This window comes from Mycoplasmopsis columboralis (assembly GCF_900660675.1).
Classification (GTDB): domain Bacteria; phylum Bacillota_I; class Bacilli_A; order Mycoplasmatales; family Metamycoplasmataceae; genus Mycoplasmopsis; species Mycoplasmopsis columboralis.
Map to the genome: position 1 here is coordinate 1 of NZ_LR215040.1, position 17,127 is coordinate 17,127.

Consider the following 17,127-nt stretch of genomic DNA (forward strand, 5'->3'; position numbering starts at 1 on the left):
TAAAGATGAAATTTTTTGCTTATTTACAAAAAGCTTCATCTTTAGGAATTAAAAGAATCTTTTCATGCTTGCTTAGTGTGACAAAAGATAAAGAAGAAATTAAGCGTGAATTCAAAGAAATTAACGATTATGCACATACATTAGGTATGGTAGTAATTTTAGATGTTAATCCGAGAGTTTTTGATACTTTAGGAGCTTCATATAATGATTTGACTTTCTTTAAAGAATTAAGTGCTGATGGAATTCGTTTAGATATGGGGTTTGATGGTCGTAAAGAAGCTGATATGACTTATAACCCACAAGATTTAAAAATCGAAATTAATATTTCAAATGATAATAAATATTTAGACAATATTATGTCAAATCATCCTAATGTAAAAAATCTAATTGCCTCACATAATTTTTATCCACAAAAATATACAGGACTTGATTTAGATTTCTTTACAAGAATTACTACAAAATTTAAAATTTTGGACTTACTACCGCTGCGTTTGTGACTTCAAAACATGCAACTGTAGGACCATGACCTTTATCACATGGACTTTGCTCTCTTGAGTTACTTAGAAACAAATCTCTTAGTGCGCAAGCAAAATTCTTGTATGCAACCAAATTAATTGATGATATTATCATTGGAGATGCATTTGCTTCAGATGAAGAATTACAAGCATTTGCAAAAGTATCTCCACATTACATTACCTTTAAATTAAATCTGACTCTCTCATTCATAATACAGCTATTGAAAATACAATTTTATTTCATGAACCTCACTTTAGAAGAGGCGATACTAACGCATATAGTGTAAGATCAACCCAATCTAGAGTTAAATATAAAAACGAAAAATTTACTCCTTTAATTACACCTGAATTACTTAAAAAAGGTGATGTTGTTATTTGTAATGATAATTATGGTCAATACAAAGGTGAATTGCAAATTATTTTACAAGATCAAGAAAATGTTGATTTAGGAAAAAATAAAGTTGGAGAAATAGTTGAAGAAGAATTAATTCTTTTAGATTATTTAAAACCACTTGAAAGGTTCAATTTGAAAAATAATTATTACGCCATTGGTTTAATGAGTGGAACTAGTTTAGATGGACTTGATATTGCTTATGTTAATATTAAGCAAAACTCAAGTGATCCACAAGACATTAGTGTACAGTTAATAAACTTTGATATTGTCGAATATCCACAAACACTTAAAGCTAAGATTCTTAAATCTTTTAAAGAAGAATTTGACTCACGCTTTATGTGTTCGCTTAATTTTGAAATCGCACATTTTTACGCTCAATCTGTAAATGATTTTATTGCTAAATACAATCTTGATAAAGCTAAAGTAGATTTTGTAGCTACTCACGGACAAACTATTTATCATTTAATTGACCCTAGTGAAAATGAAGTCAAATCAACATTGCAACTTGGTGATATTTCAGTACTTGCTCAACAAGTGGGTATTACTACCATTGGTGATTTTAGACCGGCTGATATGGCTAACGGAGGCCAAGGTGCTCCGCTAGTACCTATGCCAGATTGATTATTACTTAAAAAACCAAACACCATTAGATTGCTTCAAAACATTGGTGGAATGGGAAATGTAACGGTGGTTAAAGAAGATATTAATGAAATATTTGCTTTTGACACTGGACCTGGAAATATCTTAATTGATTTAGCAATGCAAAAATTCTACAATCAAGGTTATGATAAAGATGCTAAAGTTGCTTTAAGTGGACAAGTAAACAAAGCATTGCTTGAAAAATTAATTCAAAAAGATACTGATTATTTAAATATCAAACCTCCTAAAAGCACTGGAAGAGAAAGATACTCAATTGAATACTTAAATGATGTTTTAGTTGGGTTTGAAAATATACCTCACCAAGATGTTGTAAGTACCCTCACTCAATACACTGCTTATAGCATTTATCATGCTTATACTAATTATGTTTTAACTAACGATACAAAAGCAGAAATATATGTATCTGGCGGAGGAGCTAATAATATCTATTTAATGAATGCATTAAAAGAATATTTTAAGCCTTTAGATATTCCAGTAAATCAAAGTAATGTTTTAAACATTAATATTGACGCTAAAGAAGCAATTGCTTTTGCGGTTCTTGGATACTTAACATTGCAAAAATTACCAGGCAATGTTCCAAATGCTACTGGTGCTAAAAAGTTCTCTATTTTAGGAAAAATCGCATTAGTTTAATTATTGAGACAGGATAGTTCCTGTCTTTTTAAATGTGTTTCAGTTTTATATACGAGTATAATTAAAATATGAAGAAAAAAGAAAGTTAAATCATACAAAAGGTGATATATTAAACAATTTATGAAACAAAGTTAAGAAAGAAAGTGATGCAAAACTAATAGATTTATATGGAAATAAACTAAAAACATTATATTTTAAAGGAAATAGTGATAGTCATGCATTTATAACAAGAAACACCGAAGATGCCAAATTAGCAATTGAAACTTACTACAATTTAAGAATTGATTACAACGTTATATCTATGTGACAGTTAGGACATATTAAACCTCCTAAACTTTGATATATAGATTTGAAAGATGATTTTAAAAGTAATTCATCCAACATTAATGAATCTTACTTGAGGTTAATAAAAAAATTATCAAATCAAATAGAAAATTATAAAAAACCTAACGCATCATATAACTTTCAAAAAGAAAGAACGATTATTGATTTTGTTCGTTCAATTTCAATTTATATAGCATTTGCTATACTCTTTGCGGTTTTGTTCGTTATATCTTATAATTTCGATAACATTATAATATCTGCCTATATAAATCCACGATCCCCGTTTTATAATACTTTTATCTTTGTGGGCATAATATATTTATTAATCGGAAGCTTTTTAGGATCTGGATTTTTTCTTTATAAAATACTTTTCAGATGAACAAAAACAGTAAAAATGAAATTGAAAAAATTTTATATTAAAGGTATTGAATTTTTCTAGGGAAGAACAAATATTTTTTTCTAACGAAAATGATAACTATTTAAATGAAATAATTTATTATTTTTTCTATTCATAAAAACAATTATATTATTATATCTAATGCAAATTTTAACGAGCAAAAAATAATTATAGAAGAATTAGAAGAGATAAAAAAACTTATAAATAAGGGTGTAAATACCAAAAATATAAAAGTTAAAATTATCTACTTAATAGAAGAGGAAAAATTTAAGTTAAGCGAGGTCAAAGAATATATTAGCGGGGTGTTTAATATTGACACAATTTTATATAAAAGTGAAAATTTTGAATATGTGCTGAAAAAATATTTTGAATTGACTAATATGACAGTTTATGAAAAAACTGTTAAGAAATCTTCTTTATTATTCAAAAACAAAAAGGATTTAGAAGTAGTAATATCTGAATTTAATAGACAAATAGAAACAAAATCCAATCAGAATCCAAATGCGACTTATATTGGCATAATTAAGGATTATTTTGAAGTAAATTTAAATGATGATTCACAATAAAAAACCAGGAAATAGTTAACATTTATTTTAATAATAATTTGTGAATTACCTTTTGCGTTGAAGGGACTAACTTCAATCTTAAAAAATAAAAGTATTATTTCTTTTAGGAATACTTGTTTTAGATTTTCTTCTTACCTAGATTTGTACTGATTTTTTGAAACCTTCATAAATAGAAAACAAACATGATAACAAACCAATTTCAGCGATGTATTTTAATTTTTTACAGGAATTCCCTGTATTTTTCTTTTTTAAAATTTCGATAAAAAAGTTACTAATTTTAATAGTTTTATACTTAATAAAAAGGTTTTTCCAAAACAAAAAACCAATACATATTAAGATGTTTAATTTGACAAAATTAATAAAAAAAGAATAAAAATGCTTTCAAAACACGTTTTTAAAAACCTAAAATATTTAAATAAAAGAAAACGAAAGTTTAAAAAACTTATTTCTAAATGTAAATAAAATCGAAAGTAAAATGTAAAAATAAAAAATTTTATTTAAAAAAATGATTTTTTTAGTTCAAAAACATAAATCATAAACGACTGATTTTTCTGATTTTAAAGTAGAAAAATTACTCTCACATTTACTATAAGTAAATGCTATTGAGGATCAATTGACAAACTAAAAAAATATGCCGGTACTATTTCTCGCTTAAAACCATGCGGGTGTGCGAATCTGTGCACGAAGAGCAATGTTCTAGGATTTTGTAGCTATCGCATTTTTGACTAATCTCCATAAATTTTGGACTTAAAGTACTTTCGGTGTATAACTTTAATGTAGACGATTTTGATTGTTTTTGTTATTTGTTTTTTGAAAGTTTAAAATCAATTTTTACTATTTGCAATTTCGGTGCCTTTAGGTCTTGAAAAAAGTGATTTTTTACTTTCGCAATGTGACTCATTTTTAAATGATTTAAAATTGATTTTTTTACTGATTTTTAAACCAAATGAAATCAACTTGCACATTTGATAATCTCTACTTGTTATTGTGAATTTAATTAAAAATCACACAACTTATAACCTAGTAAATGTTGTGTGATCCTTAAATGCAATCCGTATCGCAACATGGAAGAAAACAAAAAAATTCGATCCTTTTTTGCTTAAAGGATCGTTTTTTTAATATTTATTTTTGAAAAATTTGTTTCTTGAAGTATTGCTAGGTCTTCTTCTTTGGATCTTTGTAAATAATTTTTCTTCCATAGGAATTGGATTTCACTTTTCCTTGTAGTAATTTAAATCGAAAAATATCTCGTCAGCGGAAAGGTAACCGTGAATTTTTCTTGGCATTTGATTAATTTTGTCTTGAATTTCTTTTATTTTTTCATCAGAGACATTATTAAAATTAGTTCGTTTTTTGAAAAATCTTCTAACTATTCCGTTATAGTGCTCGATAGTTCCTTTTTCAAAAGAAGCATACGGATCTGTTAAGTATATTTTTATCTTCAATCTATAACCCAAGTAAAAAAGTTTGTTAAATTCAAAGCCATTATCAGTAGTGATAGATTTAACATTTAATCGGTATTCTTTAATTAAGTCTCAAAGAGTTATCAATATTTTTCAAGGATCTTTCGAATAAACTTTTTTGATTAGTCCAAAACGACTTTTTCTTTCAACGAAAGTTAATAAATGATTTTGTTTTAATCCGGTTTTACCGACTATTAAGTCTAATTCTCAATGACCGAAATCTGTTCTATCATCTATTTTAGAAGGTCTTGCTCAATAAGGAACAACTCATCTTTTACCTACTAATCTTTCTACTGCGCTAATATATCTTTTTCTACCTTTTTTGTATATTTTTCTGAGTCTGTCATCTCTAGTTATTACTCATATTCCTGAATTAATCCAATTAAAAACCGTTCTTAAGGAAGGATGATTTACTTCTGGATAATTGTTAGTAATCACTAAATAGGTAACCTCGACGCCTCATGTTTTTTTGTCAAATTTACTAAGAAAAAGTTTTGAAAATTCTAGATATTTTTCAAATGTATTTCTTAATTTGATTTGTTCAGATCATTGTCTTCTAATGTCATGTTTGTTTTGTGCCGAACAAGCTATATACCCATACAGATCTGAATTTTTCTTAATTTCATGATATAGAGAAATCCTGTGAATTTTGAGTTTGTCTGCTATTTCATTGAAAGAATATTCATTATTTTTTAGCAATATTTCAATTAACAATCTTTTTTGATAGTCAATTTTGTTATGATTTATATTGCCTCCCGGTCAGAAATATTATGGGGAGGTTTTTCTATTTAAAAAAATCGCCCCACCCTTTAATTTACTTAAAAGATGTTGCGATACGGATTGCAATCGGGGATCACACAACTTATAACCTAGTAAATGTTGTGTGATTTGATTTATGTTTAGAGATAACTCTTAATTTCAATTATCTTTAATAACCTAAGAATTCTGTAACAGCGTTAAGTCTTGCTTGATACTCTTCAATTGGAATTAAGATGTTTTTGTTAATGTCAACATTAACTTTGTTGTAATCACTTAGTGTTGGGTTTTTAGTGTTAAATTGATCAGCGAAAGTAGCATCAATTACATAAACTTTACCGTTGTTATCATAGTTTAAATTAACGTGTGGTAATCATTTACCGTTAGGGAAATAATAATCACCGTTGAATTGAATGTTGTTTTTATGTCCAAGAGCATTTAATGATAAAAACATAAATTCTGAATAAGCTTGACAGTTAAAAATACTTTCTTCATTTTTAAGAGTTAGGTAAACTTTATTTATCATTTTTTGACCTGTATGATAAAAGTTTTTAACAACTAAGTATTTAGTTAAAGCTTTTACTTGCATATCAAAATCTCATTTTCTTGAAGCTATTGTTGGAACAATGTCTCTTACCAAAGTAAAATATTTTTCGTAAAGTTCTTGTGTTTTAGAAGGGTTTTTATCTTCATTTTCATATACTAAGTCTTTACTGTTGTTAGCAAGTGTTCTTAATTTAAGTAAAACAAAGTCTCATTCTGATTTTGCTTTATTTTTTGTTCTTCAGTTTTATAGTTTTGTCTAAAATCTCACTTAGAATTTAAAAAATCTAAATCAACTTTATCTTTAACATCAAAAATCATTCAAGCATCTTCTTTAAAAGAAACAAATAAGTCATTTAGTTTATCTAAACTAAACAAATCTTTTAACTTCAACCATACATCATAACGAGTAAAATCAAAACCACTGTAATTAAGTTTGTCAAATAATTCAATTCAAGAAGAATTATCATTTTTTTAAAGCTTTTGCAATATCAGAAAGCAAGAAGAATATTGATAACTATCATTATTTGTGTTAATACCAGAATTTTTTCTTTCAATAATACCTTTTAAATGAGCAATAACTGCATTTATTACATTATTAAGTTCTGATTTTCAATTTAAATAATATGTTTTTAAATCTTTATTTAATAACTTAGCATAGTTATTGTTATAAAAATCATTTATGTTTTGATTAACTTTTGTAGTTCAGGTATTTGCTTTTCAAATTTACTTGAATTGATCTTAAAATATCGTTCGCATATTCTTTATTTTGTTCATAAAGTTTTAATTGTCTTTCTCTTTCAAGTTCTCATAAGTTTTTTCTTTTACAGGTTCTTCTTTTTTGATTTCTTGATTAGTTGAACAACTGAAAGTAATTAAAGGAAAGATACTTAAAGGAGTAATTAATGAGATTTTTTTAATTTAGATCATTCATATATTTAAATATACTGCTTGTTAAGTATTGTTCATAATACTTAAAACTACTGTAAAGTGATATTTAAAATTCTTGTGTTTGTTTTTCAATATTTCTGTTCGTTAAAAGTATGTTTGGTTTTCTTCTGGGTTTGCAACTAAAATTTCTGTTGTATCTGAAAGAGAATAAGGTTTAGTGATTTCTGAAATAACTTTAATATCTATTGAAAGAGAATTTCCATTTCTCTTCACAATTAGTTTATTTTTTAAAGAAACATTAAGATCTTCTTTTGCATAACCATCATAATTTTTGGTTTCAGTGATTTGTTTTCTCTTCATTCTCCTGTTCCTGGGTCTCCTTCTGCTCCTGAAACCCTGCATAGCGATATCAATATCTCTCTGTTCTCGTTTCTCGTGCAGTGTATTTATATTTTCTAAATAATTGCATTAGTGGTAAAACTTCTGAGTTAGCAGAACTTAAAGAATATGTGCTAAAATCAATTTCTTTTGAAGGTTCTGTTGAAAGCGAACTAATTGGTATAATTCAAGTTTCTCTGCAACATAATTACCATCAGTAGAATAAGTTTTTAAATCTTTTCTAGTCAATTACAATATTAGTAAATGAATTAAATCGTTTGGTAATGCATAAGTGTAATTTCTAATGGATCATTATTCTCTGTTCGTTTATAATTGAAATAGTTGAACTTTCATTAGCGAACGAATTAACTGTTGATTTGCTTTGTAAACCATTTTGTGAAGATAATTTGATTAAGTAATCACTGATTTTTCTTGTTTTTCATATCTACTTTGCAATGTTAATGTTGGAACTAGTGCATCTAATTTTTGTTGAAGAGAAGTGTTAGAATCTCTTGTCGTAATGAGTTTGTCTTTTAATCTTTTTACAATACTATCAGTATTACATTCTCTCCATTTTTCCGTAATTAAAATCTAATTATCAGTTCCTGCTAACTCAACTAATTTTCTTTAGCTTTTGTTAAGTTAGAATTTGAAGTATTAAGTTGACTTTGCAATTGCTCTTTTCTCTTTGAAGAACTTGAAGTTGATTTTGTTTTGCTTGAAGTTGATTTGAAAGATCTTGATTTGAGTTTCTTTGTTTCTTAGTTGTTCTTGTAAGTTTGAAACTTGCTCTTGCAAAGTTTGAATTTGCGTGTCTTTTTCGGATAAACTTTGTTGAAGTTGAGCTTTTTCGTTATTTAAATTTGTAATTGTTGTATTTAATGTTTGAACTTGATCGCTAAATTGAGCAATTCTTTGTTCTTTTGTTTGTAAATCATTTTCAAGAGCAGTTTTTTCACTTTCAAGTCTGGTTTTATCATTTTGAAGGTTTTGTTTTTCTTCTTGTAAGTTTGAATTTGAGTTAAGTTATTTTCTTTTCTTGTTCAAGTTGAGCAATGCGTTTCTTAGTTTATCAACAATACTTCCTTCAAAAGCTCCTTCTCCATTTTCCTTAATATCTGCTTGACATTATCTGTTCCAATTAAACGAACAAGTAAAGATTTAGCATATGTAAAATTTCTTTTGTGTCTTTTAATTTTTGATTTACAGTATTTAAAAGTCTATTTAAAGCATCGGGAGTTGCAAAGAAAAAATCTTGATATGTTTAACTAATTTTTCTCCTTTGTTGATTAAAACTTTGTAAAGTCTTTATTTAATTTATCTTGGTATTTACTTTTTACATCAGCATTATCATAATATTGCTCTAATTCGTTAAACATTTGTTGTTCTTCTGAACTTCACTGTTCAAAGTTTTTGGTTGGTATTTCATATGAACACTCGTTTACAAGACCTTCTTAACATCTGAACAAGGTTGATTATCTCCTTCATAAAGTTCGTTATAATCAAATCATGAAGATATTGATAAATCTCTTTATATGTGCTTGTGTGTAAATTAACATCTTTATATAGCTCTAATAACACATCAACATATTGTTCTTTTAGAGTTTGGTTTTGAGTTTCTAAATCATTAATTTGTTCACTTTACTAGCAATTTCCTCTTCAATAGTTCTTTTCACACTTTCAAGTTCTGCACTTTATTTTAGCACTTTGAAGTTGTTCTTGTAAGAGTTGTTTTGGTTTTGTAAATCTTCTTTATCATTTTCAAGCATTGCAATGATGGTATTTAAACGAGCAATTTCTTCATTGTTTTGTTCAATAGTTAATTGAAGTTGAACTTTTAAGTTATCTCTTTCTGTTTTAAGTTGATTAAGTTGTTCTTCTAAACTTGCTTTATCTTTGAGTAAATTGTCTCTTTGTAAAGAGACTTTTTCAAATTCAATTTGTAAACTTTGTAGTTCGCTTTTTAATTTTCCTAGCTCACTTGTGTTTGAATATTTTATCTTTGGAGTTGTAATTTTACTTCCAACAAGTTTTAGTAATGCTTGTTCTTTTGAGCGATTTGTTCTCTTAAATAATTCAATGTTTCACTTTGAGTCTTGCATCATTACGCATCTTTCATATCATTTTGCAAATCTCCAATTGAAATTAAACCTTGAATAATCGCTTTGGTTTTTAGCATATACTCCATCAAGCATTGCTTATATTTTTCATTTCTTTTTTATTTTGTGCTTGACCACAACCCCATAAAATCAAACTAGCTCCTGCAACAATTCCTGCAGCGGTTGCTCCAATAAATCATCATTTCTTATTTTTATTTTTTTCTGTTTTAACTGCTTGCATTTTTATCCTTCTACAAGATACGTTTCTAATTGGGTATATCATTTTGTTTAAAGTTAGACCATTTTGGATAAATTTATTGTTTGTCCACTTTCTGAAGGTTTTGGATTTAAAAAAATACAAAACAAAATATTATAATTTTAATGCGTATAAAACGCAATACAAGGAATAAGAAAAACATGAAAACCAACAACAAGATAATGTTTTTAATAAAATACACATAAGAAATGAAGATTGTTAGAAAAAGTAAAACCTTTTGTCATTTTTTATTATCAAGAATACACATTCTTTTTGAATATGTATTTTCTAAAATCAAAAGATAATTCAGAATCTAAATATCAAATAAAACATACCGAAAATTAAATGAATATTGAGTAGATACAACAAATATATTGATAATGGATACTGAAGAATTTGATTTATGTATATGAAATGTTGATTTTACAGAAATTTCAGATCTGGAAATTAAAGATATGGTTAACGTAATCAAAAAGATTCAAAAAAATTTCAAAAGTAAAAATCAGCAATTGACAAAACCATACAAAAGGTTCAACTAAACAAATCAAGAAAATTTCCAGAAAGCAAAGCTGTTTATTCAACTTTGCCAATCAAACTATCAAAGCAACTTCTAGATGAAGAGTCATATCATTGTAGAGATTCATTTTATATGTTTTAGATGATTTCGAATCTTTAGATGATAAACAAATGAAAGATTTAATTCAAGAGAGAAAAAATAATTGACTCAATATTATTGAGAAATATCGAAATAATAAAGAACTCGAACACAAACCAAATAGCAAGATCGCCAATAAATTGCAATTGTCTTATTAACAAAAGGAGAGCGAATGAGCAACCAAAGGCAAACAATTTAGTAAATCTCAAGCAACAAATGTTGATAACAATCAATTAAAGTTCAAAATGAGTTAACAATTTAAAAGTATTTGTTCTTTTTTATTATGGAGATATACATTTTATTTAAATAAATGAACAGCATCAAAAGACAGAGTTAAAATGCCTTTTGAATATGAAATTCAAAATAAAGACAGTGCATATAATCAATAATTGACACCTCAACCTTATGGTGATGCATACTGAAGAATTTGATTTACTTTATGACAAAATAAATCACTAAAAAATTACTTCAGCTTCTTTAATTAATGAAAGGAATTAGATTTTTCTATGATCAAAAAAACTATCAAGAATTGATTCACTTGATTTAATTGATGCTAAAGGAATTATTTCAATGGTAATTGATAATTTTAAAGAACGTGAAGCAAGTTATGACATCACTTTCAAAGAATAAAATCAATGAAGATACCTTATAGTTGAAAGTAAAATTATTTTGTCAACTCTCAAATTTGAAGCTTACAAAATGCTTGATTATATGGACGCATTTTCTTATAATGAGTCTCTTTGATATATTTTTGAAGACTTGCAAGATATAGATGATCAACAACTTTTAAAATATATTCAGACCAATAAAAATGAATGAGAAGCCATAAAAAGAAAATATAAATTAGAGCTTTAGAAGCTATAAAAGAAGAAAAAGAAAATAGTCAAAATCAATAAAACATTTACTTTTTTTATAAGTAAAATAACAAAAATTCACCGTTCTTTTTTACAACAACAATTTAAGAATAAATCTATAAGTTTTAATTTTAAAACTTACTCTAAGCATAATCCCACATATTCGGAAAATAAATTGATTCGTTGAATACTGTTATCCGAATATTAATTATTGAGCTAAAAGGTGTTTTAATTATATTTATGCATGAATAAGTGACTTTATAAAATAATATAATTTTATGCGTATAAGCGCAAATGAGGAGAACAAAGTGAATGAGAAAACACTAAAAACTACATGCAAAATAAAGGCATAAATTTTGACAAAAACGGGTTAATTATTAATGATTTATTAAAAAATGTAAAACCATTTGTGGCCTTTTATTATGGAGAATATACATTTATTTAATATGTACACTTTTGAAACGAGGTAAATACCTCAGCTTTTGAATATAAACTATCAAGTTAAGACCACAATGAATAAATATGTTGATACAACAAATATATTGGTAATGGATACAGAAGAATTTTCTTTATTGTATAAAAGCAAAGAATTTGAAGAAATTAGTAATTTAAATTTTGAAGATGCTAAAAACATCGTTAATTTGCTAATTCACAATTTTAGCGAGAATAAGTTTAATTACGATATAACATTTCAAAGAGTGGAAATAAATAAAGACACAATGTGTCCTGAAAGTAAAATTATTTTTCTACACTGGAGTTTGAAGAAGATAAATAATGTTAGGTATAGATATTGATCATTTTCTAGATCACTTAGGTTTTATTTGAAGATTTAGAAAATGCTACCAAAGAAGATTTTCAAGCATATATAAAACACAATAAAGCAGATTGAGATTTAGTTTTTCAAAAATATAACACTTTAAATTAGCAAGTAAAAAAAGAACTCATTTTCGGGTTCTTAAACTAGGACAAGAAATTGGACATTCTGTCCTTTTTATATAATCTTTATAGGAGAAATTATGAAACAGTTAAAACCCGTAGAATGAAAAGAATGATTTAAGTTATATCAAAATTATAAATCTAACATAATTTCATACAGTGAATATCTATTTTTGACTAAAAGCCAGTTTCAAAAAGATTGAAGAACCCTTATGTTAGATCTTGATTAGAAAAAAATATAAATGATTTCAAACTAATGAAGATGTTTTGGTATCCAAAACAGGAACTGCCCCAAAGAAAGGAAGGGTTCTGGAAGACCTTTAAAAGACCTGACCCTAGTCAATACTCAAGAACAGATCTAGAAGAAATAGTGAAAATATACAGAGAGATTTTTCCAGAAATATCTGAAAAGAAATTCAAAGAAGAATTAAAAAAAAGGGCAAAAAGTTAAGTGCCAAAGTTTTAACTCAAGAATTGGAATCCGAAATCTACATATTATTACGACTTAACTCAAAAGGAAGAAGTTTTACTGAAGATAAAGAAACAATTGATTTGATTGTTAATCTTTCTTTGAAAATAATCAAGATACGGTAGAAAAAGACTTGAAATTTATATTCTTAAAAATATGGTAAATGCAATAAATTATCGAAAAATAGGAGAATATGCAAAATCAACTAAAATGTTCTATCGTATTCCAAAAAGAAAAAGAGAAATTAAAAACTTAAATGTTAAATTTCAAGATTTGGTAAAACGAGATTTTTCCGGAAAAACAAACAATATTATTGCTACAGATGTTTCATACATTCCTAATATTTATAGTGAAATGGGTAATCATTTTTATCTATCCATAGCAATTCATCACAAAACTAAGAAAATAATAAATTGAAATTTGAGCAAAAACAATGATTTAGATTTAGTCATAAATCATATAAAGCATATTAAATTCGATCGAGAATGAATAATTCATTCAGATCATGGTTTTCAATATTCTTCAAAAGAGTATCAAAAGATCATTTCTGAAAATAATGGAAAAATATCAATGGGAAGAATTGGAAACTCATTAGATAATAGAGAAGCGGAATATTTTTTCTCAGTTATTAAAAGTGAATGTTTAAATGACCCCAAAGTAAAATATATGAAATTTGAAGAGTTAAATGAATTAATAACAAACTATATTAATTGATACAATAATGATAGATTTCAATCTCAAATGGATTGAAAAACACCTCAACAATGTTGAGATGTGTGTGTTTTTTAAACTGTCCAACTTTTGTGTCCTAGTTTATCTTTTCTTTTTTTAAAGCAGTAATTTACCCAATTCACACTAAAATCAGTGCTCAAAAATAGAAAAAACAATTGTAGAGACAGTAGAAATAAGCAAGGCTAAAGCACTTTTTCAAGTTTTTTGTTTATTAATTAAATAAATAAAATTCACTCCAAGCAATACATTCAAACTACTAGTGAAATATCCATGATTTCTAGTAACAAACAACAACACACCGGTGATAAATCCATTTAAAAAAGCATTCACAAAGAATAATGTGAAATTATTAGCAAAAAGCAATTGTCCAAATAATGCCACGCTCCCACAAAGGGCAAATAAGGTTCCAAATTCTTTGAAAGTATGCATAGTAAAATCTGGATCGCTATAATTTTTTTAGATAATTTTGAGGAGCGATTCGTTTAAATAAAGCCCTATATAAAATAACAGCTAAAATAATTCCTAATAGTTGCATTATGATAATGCTGCAAAAACCTTTAAAATATGCTCCATTATGATTGGTGATTATTAATTTACAAAAGATAATAAATAAATTAATTGGATTTCCTATTACTACTGTATCACTAACATTTAAACTAACAAGCAATCCTGTTATAAAAATTACAATCGGAGTTAATGCAGTAGCTCAAGGATATGTAAAATGATATTTTAAATATTTTTTAGAGCTTTTTAAAGCCACAAACATGCATAAACATGCACCAAAAGTAATAAAAAAAGAACCAACAAACTCGCTGATGATTTTTCTTATCAAATCAAGTTAAAAATATTTGTTCCATTAGCTTCTTATTTATATTTTATAGCAAATACATTTAGTTATAAATTATAAGTTGATATTTATTAACTGTAAAGACTCTTTAAAGAGTACTATTTTAATTAAATAAGGTCAACATTAACGCTCAAAAAGCGCAAAAAATTATCGTTGTAAAAGTTGAAATTACTAAAGCTAAAGTGCTTTTTCAAGTTTTTGTTTATTAATTAAATAAATAAAATTAACTCCATATAAAACATTTAAATTACTAGTGAAATATCCTTTTTTTAGTAAAAAATAGCATTAAACCTGTAATTAAAGCATTAATTGCACTATTAAGGAAAAATAAAGATAAATTGTTTGTCAGCAATCAGTTACCAAACACCGCCACTGACGCGCATAAGATAAATAATGTAGCAAATTCTTTGAAAGTATGCATAGTAAAGTCTGGATTGTTATTAATTTTTCGTACATAATTTTGGGGAGCGATCTTTTTAAAAATGGCTTTATATAAAATTACTGCAAATAACATTGCATTAAATTGGATTACACAAATACTAAAAAAACCTTTGAAATAATTAAGATCAAAATTATTAAATAATAGTTTAAAAAAATTAATAAATAAATTAATTGGATTGCCAATTATCACAACTAAATCCCCTTTAGAAGCAAAAAATAACGCAATCAAATAAATTAAAATAGGAGCAATCAAAATTGCTCATGGATGCGTAAAATGATAACTAAAAACAAATTTATTACTTCTTAAAGCAATAAACATTGAAACACAAGCGGCAAAAGTAATAAAAAATGCACCAACAAATTCGCTAGCAATTATACTTTTGTGAAATCAACTTAAAAAAACTATTTGCATTGAGAAATAATTATATTTAAAATCAAGAATTTTTTCTTTTTGAAACACTTTTTTGTTCTATAATTAATTAGAAAAAACAAACATTTGTTTAAGATTAAAAATCTTAGGTTAATGCAAAACATTAGAGGAGCTTTTAGTAATAGTATCTAAGCTAGCAGGCATGCGTAACTTAGTGAAAGGACATAAAAGCCGAAACAACTGAAGTGGCAACTTCACTTGTTGGTAGAAAAGCATAAAAGATTTCTACTCTTTGGGAAACCATTGGCGCTAAATATTTGTAAAATTTTGTTAAGTATCATTTAACAAGGATTTTGCATGATTTATCGCTTGCAAAACCTTGTTTTTTCATTTTAGTGAGGTGAATGTGAAAGTCAAACAATATAGTAAATACGAAGATGTGCCAAAACAATATCGATTTGATTTAGAGGATATTTTACAAGGGCAAACAATAGAAACCTTAATTGAGCAATATCAAAATTTATTTGAGCAAAGAATTACAATTAAAGATTCTAAATATAACTCTTTAAAGGAATATTTAGTAGATGTTAAATTATCTGAAGAACAAACCGCTTTAAGTTATCGAATTGAAAATTACGTTTCAAATAATCTTTTCTACTAATGTAGTTAATCCACAATTTAAGCAACTATCAGAAAAATTTGACTTTCTAAATGAACAATTACTTGCAAAATTCGGAAGCGAAAGTAATCGTTTTTATCAAAATTTAGACAAACTTAAAGTCTGAAAAGACACTCCTGAACTTAAAGAGTATAAACACTCAATTGAAAATGCGATTTTAGATTTTAAAACACAAACTTTCTGATGAAGTTGAAGAATACGTTCAAAAACAATCATTTGGAAATCCTTCATTAAATCAAGTCTTTTCAATTTTAACCAACAGCGAATTAGATTATGGTTTCATCACAGATTCAAAAGGTAAAAAACATAAATTAAACCCAACCAATCGAATCGAATTCCTTAAATCAAATGACGCTTCACTTCGTAAAGGGGCTTATAAAAACTATATTAAAGCATTTTTACAACACAAAGAATCTCTAGCTTCACTTTTATACCAACACTTTAAAACCATCACCGTAAATGCTAAATTGCGTAATTACGATAGTGCAACTCATATGCTTACTTATGATGACAAAGTATCTGACGCTATTCTTCAAAGATTATACTTAGAAGTTTTCGCAACGTAAAAATGTGTTTTAAAAAATTCAAACAAGCACATGCAAAATTCTACAAGATGAAATTTAATGAAAAATTTAATCCTTGAGATAACAAAAGATTGCTTGTTAATGTTAAAGCTTCATATTCAGTTGAAGAAGCTAAAGAATTAGTAAGAGAATCATTTAAACCTTTTGGAAATGAATACATGAGTCAAATTAATAAAGCATTAGATGAAAATTGAGTTGATTTTATGCCAGTTAATTCCAAACGTGGAGGGGCATACTCAATTGGTTCATCATATGGACTAAATAAAAAGTATATTTTGATGAATTTTAAAGGTGATTTAGATAGCGTCGAAACACTAGCGCATGAATTAGGGCATTCAATGCATTCTTACTTTTCAGACACTCGACAAACCATTGCAAATAGTGAGTATCCAATTTTCCTTGCTGAAATTGCTTCTATTTACAATGAGTTAATGCTTTTTGATTATTTATTAAAACATTCAAATGACAAAAAACTCAAATTCCAAATTTTAGAAAATATGATTGTTGGATTCATTGGTACAGTTATGCGTCAGGTAGAATGATCAAATTATGAATATAACCTATATAAAGCTATCGAAGAAGGAAAAGCTTTTCAAGCTTCAAATCTTTAAGTGAAATTTATTTGAAAACATGAAAAAATACTCACTTAATCCAAAATTAAATATTCTGATGAAAACACCTTTGC

The 17,127-nt window shown here is 26.5% G+C and carries 18 protein-coding genes, 2 pseudogenes and 1 riboswitch; of the genes and pseudogenes, 10 read left to right on the forward strand and 10 right to left on the reverse strand.

Annotated elements, in window-relative coordinates; translation table 4 throughout:
- Positions 1-5 precede the first annotated feature (5 nt).
- The 3 genes and pseudogenes from EXC45_RS04075 to EXC45_RS03865 all read left to right on the forward strand — a co-directional run.
- Positions 6-1,038, forward strand: a pseudogene (locus tag EXC45_RS04075) (DUF871 domain-containing protein); the annotation flags it as partial.
- Between the two features lie 3 nt (positions 1,039-1,041).
- Positions 1,042-2,202: an anhydro-N-acetylmuramic acid kinase gene (locus tag EXC45_RS04080; RefSeq protein ID WP_129693740.1), complete on the forward strand. Its 1,161-nt coding sequence runs from the start codon at positions 1,042-1,044 to the stop codon at positions 2,200-2,202.
- A 1,023-nt stretch (positions 2,203-3,225) separates the two neighbouring features.
- Positions 3,226-3,489, forward strand: coding sequence for a hypothetical protein (locus EXC45_RS03865; protein ID WP_129693811.1), 264 nt, complete (start codon positions 3,226-3,228; stop codon positions 3,487-3,489).
- Between the two features lie 1,115 nt (positions 3,490-4,604).
- Here EXC45_RS03865 and EXC45_RS03870 read toward each other — a convergent pair.
- From EXC45_RS03870 to EXC45_RS03885, 4 genes are all read right to left on the reverse strand, one after another.
- The gene (locus EXC45_RS03870; RefSeq protein ID WP_223213876.1) at positions 4,605-5,651 is read right to left on the reverse strand and encodes an IS30 family transposase; all 1,047 of its coding nucleotides are present in this window, start codon (positions 5,649-5,651) and stop codon (positions 4,605-4,607) included.
- Positions 5,652-5,880: 229 nt separating this feature from the next.
- Positions 5,881-6,348: a hypothetical protein gene (locus EXC45_RS03875; RefSeq protein ID WP_129693812.1), complete on the reverse strand. Its 468-nt coding sequence runs from the start codon at positions 6,346-6,348 to the stop codon at positions 5,881-5,883.
- Between the two features lie 92 nt (positions 6,349-6,440).
- Positions 6,441-6,644 carry a hypothetical protein gene (locus tag EXC45_RS03880; protein WP_129693813.1) on the reverse strand — a complete coding sequence of 68 codons (204 nt, stop codon included), beginning with the start codon at positions 6,642-6,644 and terminating at the stop codon, positions 6,441-6,443.
- A 642-nt stretch (positions 6,645-7,286) separates the two neighbouring features.
- Positions 7,287-7,502, reverse strand: a complete 216-nt coding sequence (locus tag EXC45_RS03885; RefSeq protein ID WP_129693814.1) for a hypothetical protein — start codon at positions 7,500-7,502, stop codon at positions 7,287-7,289.
- Between the two features lie 80 nt (positions 7,503-7,582).
- Here EXC45_RS03885 and EXC45_RS03980 point away from each other — a divergent pair, with 80 nt between their 5' ends.
- On the forward strand, positions 7,583-7,741 hold the full coding sequence (locus EXC45_RS03980) for a hypothetical protein (RefSeq protein WP_165163221.1): 159 nt from the start codon (positions 7,583-7,585) through the stop codon (positions 7,739-7,741).
- Between the two features lie 436 nt (positions 7,742-8,177).
- Here the strand turns inward: EXC45_RS03980 and EXC45_RS03985 are convergent, their stop codons facing one another.
- The 3 genes from EXC45_RS03985 to EXC45_RS03990 form a co-directional block, all read right to left on the reverse strand.
- Positions 8,178-8,318: a hypothetical protein gene (locus EXC45_RS03985; protein WP_165163223.1), complete on the reverse strand. Its 141-nt coding sequence runs from the start codon at positions 8,316-8,318 to the stop codon at positions 8,178-8,180.
- An 896-nt stretch (positions 8,319-9,214) separates the two neighbouring features.
- On the reverse strand, positions 9,215-9,715 hold the full coding sequence (locus EXC45_RS03890) for a coiled-coil domain-containing protein (protein WP_129693815.1): 501 nt from the start codon (positions 9,713-9,715) through the stop codon (positions 9,215-9,217).
- Positions 9,693-9,860, reverse strand: a complete 168-nt coding sequence (locus EXC45_RS03990; RefSeq protein WP_165163226.1) for a hypothetical protein — start codon at positions 9,858-9,860, stop codon at positions 9,693-9,695. The genes EXC45_RS03890 and EXC45_RS03990 overlap by 23 nt, the downstream gene beginning before the upstream one ends.
- Positions 9,861-11,199: 1,339 nt before the next feature.
- Between EXC45_RS03990 and EXC45_RS03895 the strand changes: the two genes are divergently transcribed.
- From EXC45_RS03895 to EXC45_RS03905, 3 genes and pseudogenes are all read left to right on the forward strand, one after another.
- Positions 11,200-11,385 (forward strand): hypothetical protein, encoded by a 186-nt coding sequence (locus EXC45_RS03895; RefSeq protein ID WP_129693816.1) that lies wholly within the window; start codon positions 11,200-11,202, stop codon positions 11,383-11,385.
- 511 nt (positions 11,386-11,896) lie between these two features.
- A complete protein-coding gene (locus tag EXC45_RS03900) occupies positions 11,897-12,217 on the forward strand; it encodes a hypothetical protein (protein WP_129693817.1) in 321 nt (106 codons plus the stop codon).
- A 183-nt stretch (positions 12,218-12,400) separates the two neighbouring features.
- Positions 12,401-13,578, forward strand: a pseudogene (locus tag EXC45_RS03905) (transposase).
- A gap of 66 nt (positions 13,579-13,644) precedes the next feature.
- Here the strand turns inward: EXC45_RS03905 and EXC45_RS03910 are convergent.
- The 3 genes from EXC45_RS03910 to EXC45_RS03920 all read right to left on the reverse strand — a co-directional run bounded on the left by EXC45_RS03910 (position 13,645) and on the right by EXC45_RS03920 (position 15,221).
- A complete protein-coding gene (locus tag EXC45_RS03910; RefSeq protein ID WP_129693818.1) occupies positions 13,645-13,950 on the reverse strand; it encodes a hypothetical protein in 306 nt (101 codons plus the stop codon).
- 16 nt (positions 13,951-13,966) lie between these two features.
- Positions 13,967-14,353, reverse strand: coding sequence for a hypothetical protein (locus EXC45_RS03915; protein WP_129693819.1), 387 nt, complete (start codon positions 14,351-14,353; stop codon positions 13,967-13,969).
- A gap of 265 nt (positions 14,354-14,618) precedes the next feature.
- Entirely contained in the window at positions 14,619-15,221 is a 603-nt protein-coding gene (locus EXC45_RS03920; RefSeq protein WP_129693820.1) for a hypothetical protein, read from the reverse strand.
- A 114-nt stretch (positions 15,222-15,335) separates the two neighbouring features.
- A riboswitch (Lysine riboswitch) is annotated at positions 15,336-15,499 on the forward strand.
- 86 nt (positions 15,500-15,585) lie between these two features.
- On the opposite strand from EXC45_RS03920, the gene EXC45_RS03930 reads away from it, so the two are divergent.
- The 3 genes from EXC45_RS03930 to EXC45_RS03940 all read left to right on the forward strand — a co-directional run bounded on the left by EXC45_RS03930 (position 15,586) and on the right by EXC45_RS03940 (position 17,053).
- Positions 15,586-15,840: a hypothetical protein gene (locus tag EXC45_RS03930; RefSeq protein ID WP_129693821.1), complete on the forward strand. Its 255-nt coding sequence runs from the start codon at positions 15,586-15,588 to the stop codon at positions 15,838-15,840.
- The gene (locus EXC45_RS03935; RefSeq protein ID WP_129693822.1) at positions 15,806-16,159 is read left to right on the forward strand and encodes a hypothetical protein; all 354 of its coding nucleotides are present in this window, start codon (positions 15,806-15,808) and stop codon (positions 16,157-16,159) included. The genes EXC45_RS03930 and EXC45_RS03935 overlap by 35 nt, the downstream gene beginning before the upstream one ends.
- A 312-nt stretch (positions 16,160-16,471) precedes the next feature.
- Positions 16,472-17,053 (forward strand): M3 family metallopeptidase, encoded by a 582-nt coding sequence (locus EXC45_RS03940; protein WP_165163228.1) that lies wholly within the window; start codon positions 16,472-16,474, stop codon positions 17,051-17,053.
- Positions 17,054-17,127 lie beyond the last annotated feature (74 nt).